We start from the raw sequence: 16,007 nt of genomic DNA, 5'->3' as shown, positions 1-16,007 counted from the left end.
TTACGCGAGGTTTACATGAAGCCAGAAGTCTTGCAGCTCAGCCCGATCCTGATCCCTGAAATCAACGCGCGGCTCGATGAGCTGTTTACCGTCAGACGTTACTTCCAGCAGGCCGACAAGCAGGCTTATTTGCAGGAACACGGCGCGAACGTTCGCGGGGTGATCACCGGCGGGCATACCGGGATCAGCCAAGCACTGATGGCGCAACTACCGAAACTGGAAGTGGTGGCGGTCAACGGCGTGGGTACCGATGCGGTGGATCTGGCTTACGCCAGAGATCGCGGGATCCGCGTGACCGCAACCATCGGAGCGCTGACCGAAGACGTCGCCGACCTGGCCATCGGATTGTTGATTGCCGTGTGCCGCGGGCTGTGCACCAGTGATCGTTACGTACGTTCGGGGCAGTGGCCGTACAGCCCGACGCCGTTGGCTCCGTTGTCGTTGGCGCGTCAGGTGTCGGGCATGCGCATCGGGATCGTCGGCATGGGCCGGGTCGGCCGTGCAGTGGCGACTCGAGCCGCGGCGTTCGGCTGCCCGATCAGCTACACCGATCTGCAGCCGATGAGCGATGTGAACCACACTTTCATCGCCGATCTGAAGCAGCTGGCCAGCAACAGTGATGCGCTGATTCTCGCGGCCGCTGCCGACAAGACTGAAGCCATCATCAATGCCGAGGTGCTGCAGGCGCTGGGCAAGGACGGGTATCTGATCAACGTGGCGCGCGGCAAGCTGATCAACGAGGTCGATCTGGTGACGGCACTGGCCGCTGGAGAGATCGCGGGTGCGGCGCTGGATGTGTTTGTCGATGAACCGAACGTGCCCGAGGAGCTGTTTGATAACGAGAACGTGGTGCTGCAGCCCCATCGCGCGAGTGCAACGCTGCAGACCCGCACGCGGATGGGCGAGATGGTGGTGGCAAGCCTGGTGGACAGTTTCGCTGGGAAGATACCGCAGGGCTGTGTGACTGACTGAGTGTTGGCCACCCTGGGAAGTAGCGATCCTTCGGAGGTGGCAAAGCCATTGCGCGTGAGGTCGACAAGGTAAATCACAGTTGGCGCTTGATACTTTGATCGTCAGCTTTGGGTCCAGGCTGTGTGAAAACGCATGCGCCGTTTTGAAGTCCGCGTTACTACGTAAAATCTGACAGCGGTTGGTTATCAGCAGGCCGGAAACTTGCGTAGGAACGCGATTTTCTCTCTAGTCCTGACTGTCAAACTTGCTCTAAAACGTTTTCACACAGTATGGGTCGGTTACGACCCTTCGTGGCAGGCAGCAATCGGCCGATTCTGTTGAATAAGTAGCCCCCCTGTCTGGCCTGCGGCAAAATCTCTGCATTGGCCGGAGGGGGATCACACTGCATGATGGGACAGTTATCGAATGGGCAGGAGCGACTGTTTTGCTCGTTCAACCTTGAAGATCACATCCCGGCAAATCACCTTCTGCGCAGCATTGATCAATGACTCGATTTGAGCGACCTGAGCCATTACCTCGCCGATTTCTATAGCTCGATTGGGCGTCCGTCGATTGATCCTAAACTGATGATCCGCATGCTGATCGTGGGTTATTGCTACGGCATTCGCTCAGAGCGACGGTTGTGCGAAGAGGCCCACTTGAACCTGGCGTATCGCTGGTTCTGCCGGTTGAGCCTTCAAGATGAAGTCCCCACCACTCGACGTTTTCCAAAAGTCGACACGGCCGTTTTCGGGACAGTGATCTGTTTCGCTGGTTGTTCAATGACACTGGCCTGGTCAAGGGCGAAGGATTTGCTGTGGACGCCAGAGCATCATCGAAGCAGATGCAATCGGCAGCGCGGCATACCGGGCGATGAACAGGTCAATTGGAGCGATCCGTCGTTGCCCCACAGCCCGAAGCTCTGGCTGGACGCATCGACGTACTGCTTGTGCCCGAACTCTGGCCTTGGTATCAACTGAAGATTCCACCCAGAGCCAGTCGTTTTGTAGGGGGAAAAACGACCAAAAATAAAAAAGGGTCGCGAGATAAAATCTCGCAACCCTTTGAATTATATGGTCGGGACGGAGTGATTCGAACACTCGACCCCTAGCACCCCATGCACGCAGGACCCATGCAAGCCCCTTTGTAATGGCCGTTTTTACTGGCGCTCGCTGCAATCGAATGCCTACAAGAGCTTACAAGTGCGTGAGAAAGTCACGCAAAAGTCACGCACGCCTTATTGGCACCCTCTCCGGCGTCCTGCCGACCGAACACAATTCCTTCCTTTACATAGGCAACACTTTCAACGCACGCTCATAAATAGCCAGCCGATCGGCCTGGCCATTCAATCCGCCATTCACCTTACGAGTGATCGCCTCGAACCTTCCGGCGTCCGCTAGTTCGCTCAGTCCATTGCTCGACCAGAACCAGGCGGCAGACAGCGCGGCATAGATCGGCTGTTCCAGCAGCTCCGGCTTGGTCAGCAGGTCCAGGCTCAGTGCTGATCCGCATGCCTGATAGTTGACCCAGCCAGTGACCTGGATAAGTCCGCGCCCGCGGTACTTCCAGCCGTCACCCGTCACCGCTGGCCCATTGCCCAGGCGCGAGGCGTAGACGATGTTCGCGATCTGCTCGGGTTTGCGGGCGGCACTGGTGGCCGTCAGCAGGTTGAATCGCTTCGGCCAAGTCCGGATTAAGCCCTCGGCGCTGTAGTTCAGGTTTTCGACGAGCGTGCGCAACTGGCCGGATTCATGCCCGACTTGCGCCAGGAACGCGGCGACACGCAGTCGGGTATCGATCTTGAAGCGTGCCATCGCATCATTCAGTGCGGACACAAAAACGCCGGCAACTGGGCCGGCGTTCGGGAGGATCTGCAGCAACTGCTGCGCATTGATGGGCATAGCCTTCTCCAAATATCAGAAACAAAAACGCCGGCTGCTAGCCGGCGTTAATAGCGATTACAGCAGTTGAATTTATGCTGTCATAGCTGACACTGCTTTCTTGATTGCTTCCGAGGCTTTATATCCAATGTACGCGTGCCCGGCATCATTGGGGTGCGCCTTATCAGTGCCAGAAGTACCACCTAGGTAATCGTCCCCATTGCCTGTACCTGTTGGAATAGCCGTGCTGCCCATACCAAAAATCCATGAGCCTGAAGGCTCACTCACAACAGGAGCAAACTTGCAGAAGTTGTCATTAAAACTGCTGACTGCAGCAAGAATCGCACCTTCTGTTGCGATTGCGGCCGGAGAAGGCCCAGAGCCCAGCGGCCAGCAGCCCATAACTACTATTGGCGTCGTGGGTAACGCTGCGCGCACTTCGGCGAGGCAAAGCAAAACCTCTGCAGAAATTGCGGCTGGAGTCGAGGTGAAGTCGTTGGCACCATGGGCAAAAATAACTAGGTCAGGAGCATTATCGATTACGTCACTGATGTGGGACCGACAGGTCCATGCGGTGCCTGATCCTGGATTGAGGTAACCCGTGCCACCAATACCACACGCTCTAGCATCCTCGATCCCCAAATACCGCGATGCGACCTGAGACCACGACGTGTCAGGCATACTTGCGCCAGTCGAGGCCGTGTATGAATCACCTGTGAAGATGCAACGCACGATGTCGTTGGTAGCAGGAGCTGTAACACGACTGATTGCATCAGTGTAAATGAAACGCAGAGCAGCATTCGTCAATACAGTTATTCGGCGTACCTTTCGTACACTGAAAAAGTCGAGGTTGATATAGGTTGTACTACCGCCAGTGGCATTCGTAACTGCTTTACTCACATAGCGACCATCGACCAGAAAGCGAGCCTGAACGGTATTTGAAGTAAATCCAAAACATACCGACGGAGCATCAGTAACGATATCGAATGCGCCAGAGTATGCATACTGAGTGAGATCTTTGCGGGTTGTTGTCACCGGCTTGATTGCTAAACCGCTATAGATCTGCGGCGCACCACCCAACAGGCGGACAGCGGACGGGGTATTCACCACTGTAATTGCATTTGTCAAAGGGATAGCATTTACTGGATTAGTAATTGCCGGAGGGCTATAAGCCAGCTCAGCAGTTTCCGGATTCAAAACTTCAGCCGCAGAGAACGCTCGATTTAGTTTGTCGAGCACAAGACGACGCTCGTAAGCAACCTGGGAAATTTCTGCAGTATTGAGTGTCATATATTTCCTTATACAAAATAGCAATCAATTTATATTACCAGCCCAACAATATTCCACCCTGCAGCAAACCGCATTACAACCCGATGCTGCCATGCACCTAAGGTTACAAATCTAGGCGCTTATCCCCCCACCTAAGCCAGAAGTTTTTACTCAACAAAACTTAGCCACCAAATCAACCTTGAACAACAAAGACAGGAAATACGAGAGCTTAAGTCATCAGTAAAATAAAGCCTAACCTTGACAGCCAATTCTTACAAAGCAAAGACAAACAACACTCACACCCAAACTTACCACTTGCTTTTACCTTGAAACAAACGCGCGAATCCGCTTCACAATAAGCCTATACGGTTCATTCTTGCCGTGGGTTTGCGCCCCCATGGTTACGTAATAATTGTATTTAGATCCAATAGCTGGCGCAGGGGCTTCATTATGAAGCTCACCATCCACCCACCACTTAACAGACCCCTTAACCGGATCATAATAAGCAGAAAAAGTATGGAAGCTAGTTCTGTCCAACTGTTTAGCAGCCGGGTGTTTGTTTTGAACCTTCTGATAATGAGGATGATTTCCTTTCCACTCAATTACCGTACCAAACATACCACTTTGAAACCCGCCCTCATCAACATCCAACTCCATCCAGTGCTGATAAAGCCTACCGTAGGAAAAAGACCGATCATCCTCTTTCGCATTGTGCTCGATTGGATTAAGCCAAAGAGCAGGCCAGTGATCCATAGAGTCGTTATCAATACGCGCTAGAAATTCAATATAAAAACCACTACTACCAGGCAGCAGTGGCAGCATACCTTTCTTGGAACTCATATTCACAGTAGATACAGAACCACCCAATGCAATACTAAGCCCCTCAGCAGTTTGCGAGTAGAACACAAGAGTTGGTTTCTTCCTGTCGTACCATTGACCAGCGAAAAGATTATGTGTAGAGTCGCGCCCGATCGAGACACCCTCCAATTTTGGGCAGTATGTAAAAAGCACCTTAAATTGGCCGCTCTCAAGGGCATGCACGGGTGGATTTCTATCTGAGCACAGATCTATTTCTTCACTACTAAACGCAGGTGAGCTCCCAAGGATGGCTGATATTAATACCACAAAGAATAAAGCAGAGTTAAACATACTAATATCGGCCCGGAGTTGTCAATGAGAAGCTCAAATCAAATCACTACATCAGCACAGAAACAGAGCACAGCTGACGTAAGTATCTACTTGATTTGCATCGTAGCGCTATCTTCATGTTATGGCAATCTAAATACCGTCACACAGCTGGCTCAATACATCCCAGCAGTAGGCTCCATATCACTGGCATTGCTGCTCTTCTTAACCGGCAAGGTTAAGTATCTTCAAAAGTCTGCGACAAAGTCCATCCTAGCCGGTGCAGCTATAACATTGTCGGCATTAATAGGCTCTGCCGTATCACAAGACGCCCAAAGTTGCTTGTACGCACTTGTGTTTTTTTTGGCATGGATATCTATAGTTGTAATACTTCAATACTACACAATACCTCAGATATTACGCAGCTTTGCTTACGGCGGCGTTATATCCGTGTTCCTATATCTAATGCTTTCAGGTTTCAAAATCGAAGGTGCGCTTTCAGCAACTGGCAACTCCATTACAATTGACGACCGGTCTAGCGGCCCCTATTTAACACATCCAAATCTCATAGCGCATATCATGGCGACATTCGCCATACTTGCCGTACTACTAGCCCCATCTGAAAAAACTAGCGTGAAAATCATCTTTTACGCCACTGCGGTAATTGCTTTTTTAATAATTTTATCTACTTCATCGCGCGGCGGACTCGTAGCACTAGTATGCGCCCTCTCGATTGGCATATTCATTACGTACCGAGGAAACATCAAGTACCTATTTTTTATTTTTGCTACCATTATAGCTGCCTGCACATATATCGCACTATTTCAGAGTGAATACATTGATCGCCTTTCGTTGATCATGGACCTCAACAGTGCACAGCGAGGGCTCGACAGCGGATTTTCGGGGCGGCAAGAATTGTGGCAAACGGTATTCTCTCAATTCTTCACCTCTAATATTCCATTTTTATGGGGTGGTGGATTTCGAAACACATGGCTAAGCACTTACATTTCCGCCGTAGACAACGGCTACATCGTAGCAATTGCAGAAGCGGGGTTCATATCCCTTCTAATCATTATTAGCCGATTAATATTTGTTGCACTAAAGTCTGCCAAAAGACTCAAGAACTCCCCCAACACAATGGACGCCGCGATAGTCGGATTGGTCGCATTCATTCTCATCGAATCTATTATTGCAAGGTACTTACTCGCAATTGGAAACCCCGCATCCCTCATCATTTTGATTCTGATAGTCGCAGGACCAAAAGGCTATATCACTTTCAAAAAAGCACAGAAATAGCTAACCAAACCGCCACTCGACTTACTTAACTAACATACCTCCCCAAAAGTAAGTCGAGCTGGCGGTAATAGCTACTTTCAGCGGCGCACCGGTTGTCCCTCGGACTGACATTGCCAGTATCCATGCAATCCCGAATGTATCAAGCTACGGCACGCTCATGAATTTTAATTTCGCGAGCAGCCTTACTGCCAAATTCAGATGTAAGGATGGTACTTCAGCACTGCTCTACGCCCCTCTGCTTCTCTCAACACATGCGCTGGCCCACCAACATAACGGGTTAATAGCACTCCATGCAGCCAACTGTCAGAGACCATTTTTCAATAGTTTCACCATGCGAGCAGCGATGGGAAGTCCGCCGTCTGTTGCTGGGTTGGGATGGATCAAGTCCGCGCTGTACCAGTTCCGCGCACTGCTTGATGCATAGTCCGCTGGATCAATGCCGTAGTCCTGCTGGAGATCGCAGAATGCAACGTTCAACCTTGCGCAAAGTTCGCGAACGACAGACGCATAGGCCGCCATTTTCACGTTGTTGCTGCGCTGGTTTTCCGCCGGCATCAATACCGCAATGTCAGCTAACGGCAGCGCCAAGCGCACATTGGCGATAATGGTTTCGATATACCCGCCCACCACCCACGGCGCTGTTGATCCGGTCTGGTCGTTGGTAGCGAGCATGATCGACACCAAGTTAGGATCAAGCGCCGTCATGCTTGCTTTCCAGGTCGCCGTCGCCGTCTGCGTGGCCCATTGCGCAGCGCTGGACCCGGTCGCACCCAGCTTGTGGACGCGATGCCCGGTCGCCTTCTGCGCGTCAATTCCGTACAGCGTGCAGGTGCCTGTTGCGGGTCTAACCCATAGGTTGAAGCCTGTAGCTGGAACGGTCAGGGTGGCGACCGTAACACCAGAACCTACAGACAAGTCTACTGGGGACCAGATGGTGCCACCGTCAGTAGAGTACTCGACGGTGGCCGCAGCGGTCAGCGCGTAGAGTTGTACTGCTGATAGTCCCGCAGGAAGACCGTTAACCCGGTACTGGTTGGCAACGTTCGAGCTAGCCACCGAGCAGATATCAGGGCCGGGCGCGGTTGCATAGGCCGACGTCCATGTACCGGTAACCGTAATGGTCAATCCCAGCCAATTCTGCCCGTTGATGTTGCCAGATCCGGCGTCCGGGTTGCCGAAGCCTACCCAGCCTGGGCCGCCGTCGCCAAATCGCCCCTGCATGTATGTGGCAAACGGCTGAGTCCAGCGTACCGGGAGGTGCGTGTAGCTGTCGCCAATGTGCGCGGTCTTGAGTTGCTTGGTGATGGTCGAGCCGAACAGGATGCCGGTCAGGCGCTTTTGTGTTTCCCGCAAGGTGCTCTCACCGAATACCGACAGGCGCTTCCGCTCAATCGCCGCCTGGTCATCGGCATAGCAGTCGTCGAATAGCATCGGGGCGGTGTCGCCGACAAATATTCCGCGAGCGCAGATCTCGATAGGTGTTGCCCCGACCGTTTGCCCGTTGAGGATTCGCACCTGTATAAACTTGACCGCGTCCAGCATGGTCTGGTCGACAGTCAGGGTCTTGCGGATCTCCTGAACCATGGCAGATGACCATGTGTAGCTGACGTTGGACGGGTCACCAACGGTGGCGCCTGCGGCATCGCGACCAAAGACTGAAAAGTTGATCGACTGTGCCGAGTAGACAACAAGCGAGACAGTCACCTTCATGCCAAGCCTGAGGCCGAGTCGGCGGGCGTCGACGTTGAAGTCATGCTGGCCCGCCCCGGTTGGCACCATCGCTCGCGACAACGCTATTGAGCAGCTTGAAACGCTACACAAGTCTGCCGTTGAGCGAGAAGAGGCCGCCGCCAAACTGCTGGCTCAGCAGAAAGAACTCGACGAGCTGCGCGAGAAGCAGCGCATCGCCGACGCGGAAGCAGAGGAGTTGCGCAAGCAACGCGCCGAAGAAGACCGCAAGCGCTTGAAGCAGCAGCAGGACGAGCTGGACCAGCAGCGCCGCGACATGGAGGCACAGCAACGCCAGCAGCGTGAGCAGCAGGAAGAGCAACAGCGCCAGCAGCGCGAACGCGATGCACAGTATCAGCGTGACCAGGAAGAGCTGGCCCGCCTGCGCGCCCAAGCTACCGCGCCGGCCCCAATCGCTACTGCGGCTGAGCCCATGGTCGCAGAGAAGGTCGAAGTCGCACACGTCAGCGCACATGCGATTGCGGCTGAATCCGACGACGTGACTACGACCGCGCCATCGGTTGACGACATTGTCGAGGTTGTAGCCCTGGGCTTCGACGTCGACCTCGACACTGCTCGCGCCTGGCTTCGCGCCATCCGCTTCTAACCACCCTTTCCATCTAACGGCCGACCTACTCCTTGTCGGCCACGGAGAGCGCTATGACCGATTCAGACACCCCAACACCAACCGGACTTGCCACGTACCACGATCCATCGCACAACGCGGCAGCGCTCATCCTCGATCCAGGCACCATGAAGTCGATGAGCGACCTCGCACTGATGATGTCGAAGGGCGTGACAACAGTCCCCAAGCACCTGAAGGGCAATCAAGCTGACTGCATGGCGGTAGTGCTACAAGCAATGCAGTGGCAGATGAATCCATTTGCTGTTGCGCAGAAGACGTTCATCGTCAACGGCGGAGCATTGAGCTATGAGGCGCAACTCGTCAACGCAGTGATCACCGCCAAGGCTCCAGTCAAGGGTCGTTTGAACTTCGAGTGGTTCGGCAGCTGGGAAAACGTCATCGGGAAGATGCGCGAAGTCACCAGCAAGACCAAGAAGGACGAGGACACTGGCGAGTTCAAGAAGTACCGCGTTCCGGCCTGGAGCTTTGATGACGAGAAAGGTCTCGGGATCAGGGTCTGGGCAACCTTCAAGGGCGAAGATGAGCCACGCATTCTGGAGCTTCTGCTCACCCAGGTCCGCACGCGGAACTCGACGCTTTGGGCGGAAGATCCCAAGCAGCAGATTGCCTACTTGGTAACAAAAAAATGGGCGCGACTCTTCTGCCCTGACGTCATCCTCGGCGTTTATACACCTGATGAGTTCGAAGACTCGTACGGCGGCGAAATCGATATCACCCCTGCGAAGCAGGCTTCAAATACCGCTGCCGCTGCCGGTGTGTCGTTCGGCCCGAAATCCCCGTCGCCGGAGATTGATGGAGTATTCGCAGACCTTTTGGTCGTCGCGAGGCAGCAGGACATCGAAGCCTATGCGACAGCCTGGGCAGGTCTCAAGCCCAAGCAGCGCGCGGCGATCGGTCTGGAATGCCACGAAGCGCTCAAGAACATGGCGGCAACCGTTGATGGCGACTTTACCGATATGACTGGCACCAACGACGACCTGTCTCGGGTCGAGGAAGCGGCGTAGTGAGAACGGAACTTCAGGGCACTGAAAAGTGGCATGCAGACCGATCTGGCCGAGTGACAGCCAGCCGGTTTAAAGATGTGATTGCCTGGGGGAAGCCTGACAAAAATGGGAAGCGTGAGCCTATGGGGGCGCGCACCTCATACATGCGCGAACTGTGCTTCGAGCGGTTGGCAAAGAAGTCCAAGCACAACGTCAGCAGCGCTTCCATGAAGTGGGGCCACACCGAAGAACAGAAGGCTCAGGACGCCTACGAAATGTTGACCGGCAACATCGTCATACCGTCAGAGTTCATCGTCCACCCGAAGTACGACTGGCTCGGCTGCTCGCCAGACGGCCTGATCAGCGATGACGGGGGCACCGAGTCAAAGTGCCCCTTCAATGAGGCGATACACGTCAGGACTTGGCTCGAAGGCATGCCCGAGGAACACATGCCGCAGGTCCAGGGCTGCATGTTCGTTACTCGTCAAGATGAAGAGTGCCAGCTCTACATCGAGACGGTTTACCGCGACGAAGACTACATCGCCAACCTGCACAAAGAGCTGGTCCAGTTCAACCTGGAACTGAATCGCATGGTTGATGAGGTCGCGGACAAAGCTCGCGCGCAAGCCCATCGGTTAGGAGCGTGATCGTGAACGCCACCGAACTCCAGCAAGCCATCGCCCAGTTCGAAGCCTCCGGCGGCCAGGTGCTGGTCGTCGCGGATTCATTCAGGGCCTATCCAGACCCATTGCATGTTTCCGTGCCACCGGTTGACGCCGCTCTGGTCGATGCCATCCGTGGCTTCACCGATGTCGGGGTCTGCGCCGCGGCAAAGGCCCTGGGCAAGTCGACCCGCACCATCAACTACATCGCCAGCCTGTACGGCATCAAGTTCGCCACGACCACTGCGGCCACGCTCGACGAGCAGCGCAAGGCTGAGGCGAAGTTGGTACCGCGGATCCGCCGGCTGGCCCAGGCCAACATGAGCCAGATCGCCATCGCCGAGCAGGTTGGCATCAGTCGCATGACCCTGCGCCGCATCGCCCGCTTCCACGGCCTCACCCTCAATTCAAGAGCATCCTGATATGGACCCAGCATTCGAAGAGGCCGCGAAGCGGCAAAGCGGACTGGAGGCGGCGAAAGCTGCCTTCTTCGCATCTGGGGGTCAGGCTCAGCTGATCCCAACTGGCATTGGCAAGGACAGCCCCGGTGCGGTGCAGGTGCCAAAGCCGGCTTACGGTTACCGCAACATCGAGGCGCCAAAGAGCAAACGCGGTCGACTCATCAGCGATGAGGAAAAAGCCGCTCTGGCCGCACAGTTAAAGGAGTGCAAGGCGGCCGGCATGACGCGGTACAAGGCCAGCAAGCACCTCGGCATCAGCGAAACGCTATGCCGCCGACTGATCGCCGATTACTCGCTCGACTTCCCGGTATCAGCCTGATGCGCAGAATGGCACGCGTGCAACAACGCAAACGACAAGCCTGGCTGGCATTGCCGGCCAGCGGCATAGAAGAGGTATCCCATGGCAGCGGCGCAGAAAGATCGATCAGCAAAGACCGCGGCGAGGCGAAAGACTCGCGGCGAGGAAGAAATCCGGCTGCACTGCATGGCCGGCACCCGGCAGGCACTGGCTGAGCTGATGGCCTGGAGCGGCATCGAGGAACAGGGCGAGGCCATCACGCTGATGATTCATCATCTTCATGGATTAGGGCCTCAAAAGTCCGCGCCGCTGCTGACCCCGCCGCGACACGAATACGTAATACCCGAAAACGTGTCGCGCAAACTTGAGCTCGCCTACAACCGCGAAGCCCTGCGCATCTGCCACGACGACTGATCAACATCACATGCTGCTGATGATCTCGCGAGCAATGTTGGTGACATCAACTTTTGCATCTTCGCGATCACGCCACACACGGCCCCTGTCTGGCAGTTCGGTAGAATTACCATCAATTTGCAACTGGGCAGTAAAGCCCTTTGGTTGTTCATCAAAGCGAATCTGGATGATGCGTCCTTTGTAAGCGTCTCTGAAGCTTGAGTGCAGCATTTAGATCTCCTTTCGACCGACATTTGTATCCCCCGCAATGCCCCAACCCAGCCTAACTAGCTATTGAGGAGCTCAGGAAAGGACGAGGGCAGCGATGTTTTTCAAAAGCTGCAACCAAGAAACGATTTCATTTCCAGACTTCACAAGCCAATCTTTAAGTGCAAATTTCTCGTTCTCATTAACCTCGCCATTCTTGGCAAAAGCCTCAAGTACTTCGGTGAGGTATTCCGGGGGGGTGTCAGCAGGCAACCCCAGCAACGCAATAGTCCGATCTACATTTTTAACGCCTGCTGCAATTTTCGCTGACGAGAAGTCGTTTCTATTGCCTTTGACAATAACCCCGTCTCCGTCCGAGATAATTACCGCCCCTGGAAACTTATTATCGTCGCCATCTACATTGATTGCTGTTGCCATTAGATTGCTCCGTGACAGTGCTTGAATTTTTTCCCCGCCCCACAAGGGCAAGGTTGGTTTCGGGTTGGCTTCACTGCTCGAGTCGGGGAACGAACATTGACGAGAAGATTCGGAAAGACGTTTCCCGAGCATCTGGTCATGTCAATTCCGACGTCCCACTCACCGTCAATTTCAAGATGTAGAGAGTTTGAATCGCAGTTAACCATTTCAACCGCTTTCCTCATGATCAACACTCCAGCAGATGATTGGGGTGGGGCTCAAGTGAAATCAAATCCCCCTAACGCCATCAACACATTACGCCAGCAGCGACCGCTGTGAGAAGCGTATCGATACGACTTAATCAGTAATGGCTTTCCCCACTTCAACGAATCACGCCACCCGGCGAGGATCAACAATGCCTACAGCAATCGATTTGTTCGCTGGTCTCGGCGGATGGTCTACCGGCGCACGCAATGCCGGGATCGACGTTTTATGGGCCGCCAATCACTGGCCGGTCGCGGTTGAGTGGCACAGCGCCAACCATCCGGACGCCATTCACATTTGCCAAGATCTGCACCAGGCGGATTGGTCGAAGGTTCCGACCCACGACATCATGCTGGCCTCGCCTTGCTGCCAGGGTCACTCGAAAGCGCGCGGCAAGAAATCAGGGAACGCCCAGCATGATGCATCGCGGTCCACCGCTTGGGCGGTTGTGTCGGCTGCTGAATTCCATCGGCCGGAAGTGGTTCTGGTCGAGAACGTCGAAGAGTTCACGGACTGGGCTTTGTATCCAGCCTGGTCGCAGGCAATGGCAGCGCTCGGCTACATGATCGCACCCCATGTCGTTGATTGCGCCGATCTCGGCGTACCACAGCACCGCGTGCGCCTGTTTCTGGTTTGCACCCGGAGCAAAGCACCGCTCAATCTTCAACTTCACCAGCGCCGGCATGTGCCAGCCTCATCCTTCATCGATTTCGACGCGGGCAAGTGGAGCAAAGTCGTGAAGCCTGGTCGCGCTGAGTCGACCCTGCTCCGCGTAAAAAATGGCCGCGAACGCTTCGGTGATCGATTCATCATGCCCTACTACGGATCGGGATCTGGCCTGACTGGTCGCTGCCTGAATCGACCGATCGGCACTATCACCACGCTTGACCGGTGGGCCCTGGTGCGTGGTGACGAAATGCGGATGCTTTCGGCGAACGAGGCTCTTGCCGCGATGTCGTTCCCGGCCGACACGAAGCGCCCGGATAATCACCGGCTGACCATGCATATGGCTGGCAACGCGGTGCCACCGCTGGCCGGGCAAAGAATCATCGAAGCTTTGGAATCGGCAGCTTGATTGAAAGCTAAGTTAATCCTCTATATTGAATTTTTTCTTGAGTTCTTGGTAAACGACCATGTACTCAAAAAAAACTTGTTTGCTTATTTTTTTTGTGACGGCCCACTGAACAATAACTCGATCGATATGGAGAATATGATTTCTTTCGATCACGATTTCTTCAAAAAAAAGCCGCGAGCCCATCACCGCAGCCTCGTAATTGTTCCAGCCATTCGCGCGGATGTTATTCAGCAGCGTCCGCCTGCCGTTTTCGAACTCATTTTTGGGCAATCGCTTGGCGATTCGCAGTAAATCCAGTCCCAAGTCTTTTCGAATGATCTTCATGCATTGATCAAACTCGTCGCCTCGAAAAAAATCGCCTAGCGCTCCCATCATAAGCTCCTTGTTCGATGATCGATGAACTGTAGCTGATCCCTCGCCCCCCCTCCACCGCCCCGGAATAGGACGCTCCATGCCCACAGAAAACAAACCGGCAGGCACGTTCATCGTGCTTAGCCTGAAGCATACACACCGCTGCCACAAAGCAATCACCCTCTGGCGGTCAGATGACAGCGGCTACTGCTGGATGCTGAGCAGCGCCGGACACTACGAAGAAGATCGAGTGCTCGAGCACCTTGGCTACTACAACAGCGGCTGCGCAAACGTCGCGGTACCTGCTGACCTGGTGGAACGGCTTTCCTGTGAGGTTGAGTACGACACCAAGGAGTTTGGGATTTGCCTGCCAAACAACGCTGACACCTGGGCCCAACTGCTGGCCTGCGTGATCCGCCCCACCGATTACGAGCCAAAACCGGAGTATCGCGGCTGCCGCTATTCGGAAAACAGCATGTGGATGACGCGTAAACGTTGCGAGCACGTCAACCAGGCGATCCGCATCATCGCCGACCACGGCCGCCGGTTCTTCTATAGTCAGACGGCGAATCGCTACGCCAGCATGGAAGTCGACGCCCGCGGCAAGGTCTGGTTTATCGACGACTACAGCGGCAAGCGCATATTCACGCATGAAACGGTATGGGGCGGGCGGTGGCGCGGTTTCACCCATGGCGGCACGCTGAAGGATGTGGTTAAAGCATTCCGGGATTACATCTGCACCGGCAATCAGCTGCACCCCGGCTATCTGGGTCCTGAACGGTTCAACGACAGCAACATCTGGGGTTACGACGAGGAAGGCATGCGCGCGGTGCGTGAGCAGGCCGGCGCCCTTCCCGTCTTCCGTCAACCCGTCGCGGAGGCAGCATGAAGCGCCTCATCCGCCGCAAGTTCGAAGCCTGGCTGATCCTGTTGGCAGCGAAGATCCTGATCGACCGCAACGTCCAACGCGCCGCGGTCGTATCGCGCCGCGACAACAACGACATGTGGGGCATGGCCGAACAACTCGAAGCCATCGCCAAGCGCATCAGTAAGAACTACCCGTAACTCCCTCCCCCTTCAAAGTCAGCCGCTATAGCGGCAAGGACGAAGTCATGCCTGAAGAAAAGATAACGTTCGTGAACGGCGAGCCGGCGAAGTGCGGCTGCCAGATGGAGTTCAGCTCTGGCGGCGGCGAATATTCCGACGTTCTCTACGTGATGCCTTGCCAGAACCACAGTCCGAAGTCGTTTGGCCCCGTCGAAGTGAAGCGCGACAAGGACGGCTGGTGGTGGCACCCGGGCATCCCTGAATTCGATGGCGGCGAAGATCCGGCGCCGTACAGGGCCTGGGTAGCAGAACAAGGGTTAGAGGTGAAAGGCTGGCACTCGGGAGACGAGACCTACGACCTTCCAGAAGAGGATGCCGCGTGCACCGCCTGGAATCCCGAGTCACCAGGGCCCGAGTGGTTCCTGATGGGGATCTTTGATACAGAGGACGGCCCGTATGTGCAGTGGGCACGCCGCGAGGTGACGCCATGAGCCGCAGCGGATACAGCGATGATTGCGGAGGATGGGATCTGATCTGCTGGAGGGGCGCCGTGAAGTCGGCGCTCAATGGCAAGCGCGGACAGGCGTTCCTGCTCGAGCTAAAAGACGCGATGGATGCCATGCCTGACAAGCGGCTGGTGACGGACACCCTCGAAGCCGATGGCCAGTTCTGCACGCTTGGTGTCCTGGGCGCCAAGCGCGGAATCGAGATGAGCAGTATCGATTCCCACTGCCGCGAGAGCGTTTCGCAAGCCTTCGGTATCGCCGAGGCGATGGCCGCAGAAATCGTGTTCGAGAACGACGAGCATCCCGGCGACTATGAGATGCAGGCTGATGGTCGCGGAAAGTGGGTCGCTGAATCACCTGAGCGCCGGTGGCAGCGGATGCGCAATTGGGTTGAGTCAAACATAAACCAGGTGACGCCATGATCCTCCTACCAATAGCAGCGCCGCTC

Annotated in this window: 21 protein-coding genes and 1 pseudogene; 14 read left to right on the top strand and 8 right to left on the bottom strand. The window is 55.1% G+C overall.

What is annotated here, in order from left to right:
- Positions 1 to 15 precede the first annotated feature (15 nt).
- Together AC1DVE_RS03815 and AC1DVE_RS03810 are read left to right on the top strand one after the other, a co-directional pair.
- On the top strand, positions 16 to 972 hold the full coding sequence (locus AC1DVE_RS03815; protein WP_477783773.1) for a 2-hydroxyacid dehydrogenase: 957 nt from the start codon (positions 16 to 18) through the stop codon (positions 970 to 972).
- A gap of 386 nt (positions 973 to 1,358) precedes the next feature.
- Positions 1,359 to 1,850 (top strand): annotated as a pseudogene (locus AC1DVE_RS03810) (transposase); the annotation flags it as partial.
- A gap of 387 nt (positions 1,851 to 2,237) precedes the next feature.
- Here AC1DVE_RS03810 and AC1DVE_RS03805 read toward each other — a convergent pair.
- The 3 genes from AC1DVE_RS03805 to AC1DVE_RS03795 all read right to left on the bottom strand — a co-directional run bounded on the left by AC1DVE_RS03805 (position 2,238) and on the right by AC1DVE_RS03795 (position 5,249).
- Entirely contained in the window at positions 2,238 to 2,852 is a 615-nt protein-coding gene (locus tag AC1DVE_RS03805) for a glycoside hydrolase family 19 protein (protein WP_477783772.1), read from the bottom strand.
- 72 nt (positions 2,853 to 2,924) lie between these two features.
- Positions 2,925 to 4,121 carry an SGNH/GDSL hydrolase family protein gene (locus AC1DVE_RS03800; protein ID WP_477783771.1) on the bottom strand — a complete coding sequence of 399 codons (1,197 nt, stop codon included), beginning with the start codon at positions 4,119 to 4,121 and terminating at the stop codon, positions 2,925 to 2,927.
- Between the two features lie 300 nt (positions 4,122 to 4,421).
- Positions 4,422 to 5,249: a LamG domain-containing protein gene (locus tag AC1DVE_RS03795; protein WP_477783770.1), complete on the bottom strand. Its 828-nt coding sequence runs from the start codon at positions 5,247 to 5,249 to the stop codon at positions 4,422 to 4,424.
- Between the two features lie 24 nt (positions 5,250 to 5,273).
- Here AC1DVE_RS03795 and AC1DVE_RS03790 point away from each other — a divergent pair, with 24 nt between their 5' ends.
- The gene (locus tag AC1DVE_RS03790; protein WP_477783769.1) at positions 5,274 to 6,521 is read left to right on the top strand and encodes an O-antigen ligase family protein; all 1,248 of its coding nucleotides are present in this window, start codon (positions 5,274 to 5,276) and stop codon (positions 6,519 to 6,521) included.
- A gap of 303 nt (positions 6,522 to 6,824) precedes the next feature.
- Here the strand turns inward: AC1DVE_RS03790 and AC1DVE_RS03785 are convergent, their stop codons facing one another.
- On the bottom strand, positions 6,825 to 8,231 hold the full coding sequence (locus AC1DVE_RS03785) for an SGNH/GDSL hydrolase family protein (RefSeq protein ID WP_477783768.1): 1,407 nt from the start codon (positions 8,229 to 8,231) through the stop codon (positions 6,825 to 6,827).
- A 34-nt stretch (positions 8,232 to 8,265) separates the two neighbouring features.
- Between AC1DVE_RS03785 and AC1DVE_RS03780 the strand changes: the two genes are divergently transcribed.
- From AC1DVE_RS03780 to AC1DVE_RS03755, 6 genes are all read left to right on the top strand, one after another.
- The gene (locus tag AC1DVE_RS03780; protein ID WP_477783767.1) at positions 8,266 to 8,856 is read left to right on the top strand and encodes a hypothetical protein; all 591 of its coding nucleotides are present in this window, start codon (positions 8,266 to 8,268) and stop codon (positions 8,854 to 8,856) included.
- A 53-nt stretch (positions 8,857 to 8,909) separates the two neighbouring features.
- The gene (locus AC1DVE_RS03775; protein WP_477783766.1) at positions 8,910 to 9,899 is read left to right on the top strand and encodes a RecT family recombinase; all 990 of its coding nucleotides are present in this window, start codon (positions 8,910 to 8,912) and stop codon (positions 9,897 to 9,899) included.
- On the top strand, positions 9,899 to 10,525 hold the full coding sequence (locus AC1DVE_RS03770) for a lambda exonuclease family protein (protein WP_477783765.1): 627 nt from the start codon (positions 9,899 to 9,901) through the stop codon (positions 10,523 to 10,525). The genes AC1DVE_RS03775 and AC1DVE_RS03770 overlap by 1 nt, the downstream gene beginning before the upstream one ends.
- 2 nt (positions 10,526 to 10,527) lie before the next feature.
- Complete coding sequence (locus tag AC1DVE_RS03765; RefSeq protein WP_477783764.1) at positions 10,528 to 10,962, top strand: hypothetical protein; 435 nt, start codon at positions 10,528 to 10,530, stop codon at positions 10,960 to 10,962.
- 1 nt (position 10,963) lies between these two features.
- Complete coding sequence (locus AC1DVE_RS03760; protein WP_477783763.1) at positions 10,964 to 11,320, top strand: hypothetical protein; 357 nt, start codon at positions 10,964 to 10,966, stop codon at positions 11,318 to 11,320.
- 81 nt (positions 11,321 to 11,401) lie between these two features.
- Positions 11,402 to 11,713: a hypothetical protein gene (locus AC1DVE_RS03755; protein WP_477783762.1), complete on the top strand. Its 312-nt coding sequence runs from the start codon at positions 11,402 to 11,404 to the stop codon at positions 11,711 to 11,713.
- 6 nt (positions 11,714 to 11,719) lie between these two features.
- Here AC1DVE_RS03755 and AC1DVE_RS03750 read toward each other — a convergent pair whose 3' ends face one another.
- From AC1DVE_RS03750 to AC1DVE_RS03740, 3 genes are all read right to left on the bottom strand, one after another.
- On the bottom strand, positions 11,720 to 11,923 hold the full coding sequence (locus tag AC1DVE_RS03750) for a hypothetical protein (RefSeq protein ID WP_477783761.1): 204 nt from the start codon (positions 11,921 to 11,923) through the stop codon (positions 11,720 to 11,722).
- Positions 11,924 to 11,995: 72 nt separating this feature from the next.
- Positions 11,996 to 12,337: a hypothetical protein gene (locus AC1DVE_RS03745; protein WP_477783760.1), complete on the bottom strand. Its 342-nt coding sequence runs from the start codon at positions 12,335 to 12,337 to the stop codon at positions 11,996 to 11,998.
- On the bottom strand, positions 12,337 to 12,477 hold the full coding sequence (locus AC1DVE_RS03740) for an SEC-C metal-binding domain-containing protein (RefSeq protein ID WP_477783785.1): 141 nt from the start codon (positions 12,475 to 12,477) through the stop codon (positions 12,337 to 12,339). Before AC1DVE_RS03740 ends, AC1DVE_RS03745 begins: the two co-directional genes overlap by 1 nt.
- A 254-nt stretch (positions 12,478 to 12,731) precedes the next feature.
- Between AC1DVE_RS03740 and AC1DVE_RS03735 the strand changes: the two genes are divergently transcribed.
- Complete coding sequence (locus AC1DVE_RS03735) at positions 12,732 to 13,655, top strand: DNA cytosine methyltransferase (protein ID WP_477783759.1); 924 nt, start codon at positions 12,732 to 12,734, stop codon at positions 13,653 to 13,655.
- 12 nt (positions 13,656 to 13,667) lie between these two features.
- Here AC1DVE_RS03735 and AC1DVE_RS03730 read toward each other — a convergent pair whose 3' ends face one another.
- Positions 13,668 to 14,141: a hypothetical protein gene (locus tag AC1DVE_RS03730; RefSeq protein ID WP_477783758.1), complete on the bottom strand. Its 474-nt coding sequence runs from the start codon at positions 14,139 to 14,141 to the stop codon at positions 13,668 to 13,670.
- On the opposite strand from AC1DVE_RS03730, the gene AC1DVE_RS03725 reads away from it, so the two are divergent.
- From AC1DVE_RS03725 to AC1DVE_RS03710, 4 genes are read left to right on the top strand one after another with little or no spacing between them, the layout of a single operon-like run.
- On the top strand, positions 14,107 to 14,895 hold the full coding sequence (locus AC1DVE_RS03725) for a hypothetical protein (protein ID WP_477783757.1): 789 nt from the start codon (positions 14,107 to 14,109) through the stop codon (positions 14,893 to 14,895). The two genes, AC1DVE_RS03730 and AC1DVE_RS03725, sit on opposite strands and share 35 nt — an antisense overlap.
- Complete coding sequence (locus AC1DVE_RS03720) at positions 14,892 to 15,071, top strand: hypothetical protein (RefSeq protein ID WP_110659265.1); 180 nt, start codon at positions 14,892 to 14,894, stop codon at positions 15,069 to 15,071. Before AC1DVE_RS03725 ends, AC1DVE_RS03720 begins: the two co-directional genes overlap by 4 nt.
- A gap of 47 nt (positions 15,072 to 15,118) precedes the next feature.
- Positions 15,119 to 15,544: a hypothetical protein gene (locus tag AC1DVE_RS03715; RefSeq protein WP_477783756.1), complete on the top strand. Its 426-nt coding sequence runs from the start codon at positions 15,119 to 15,121 to the stop codon at positions 15,542 to 15,544.
- The gene (locus AC1DVE_RS03710) at positions 15,541 to 15,981 is read left to right on the top strand and encodes a hypothetical protein (protein WP_477783755.1); all 441 of its coding nucleotides are present in this window, start codon (positions 15,541 to 15,543) and stop codon (positions 15,979 to 15,981) included. Before AC1DVE_RS03715 ends, AC1DVE_RS03710 begins: the two co-directional genes overlap by 4 nt.
- Positions 15,982 to 16,007 lie beyond the last annotated feature (26 nt).

It is taken from the genome of Pseudomonas sp. P4_B4 (assembly GCF_056402255.1).
The sequence above is the reverse complement of the archived record's forward strand: the minus strand, read 5'-3'. Positions and strand labels throughout refer to the sequence as shown.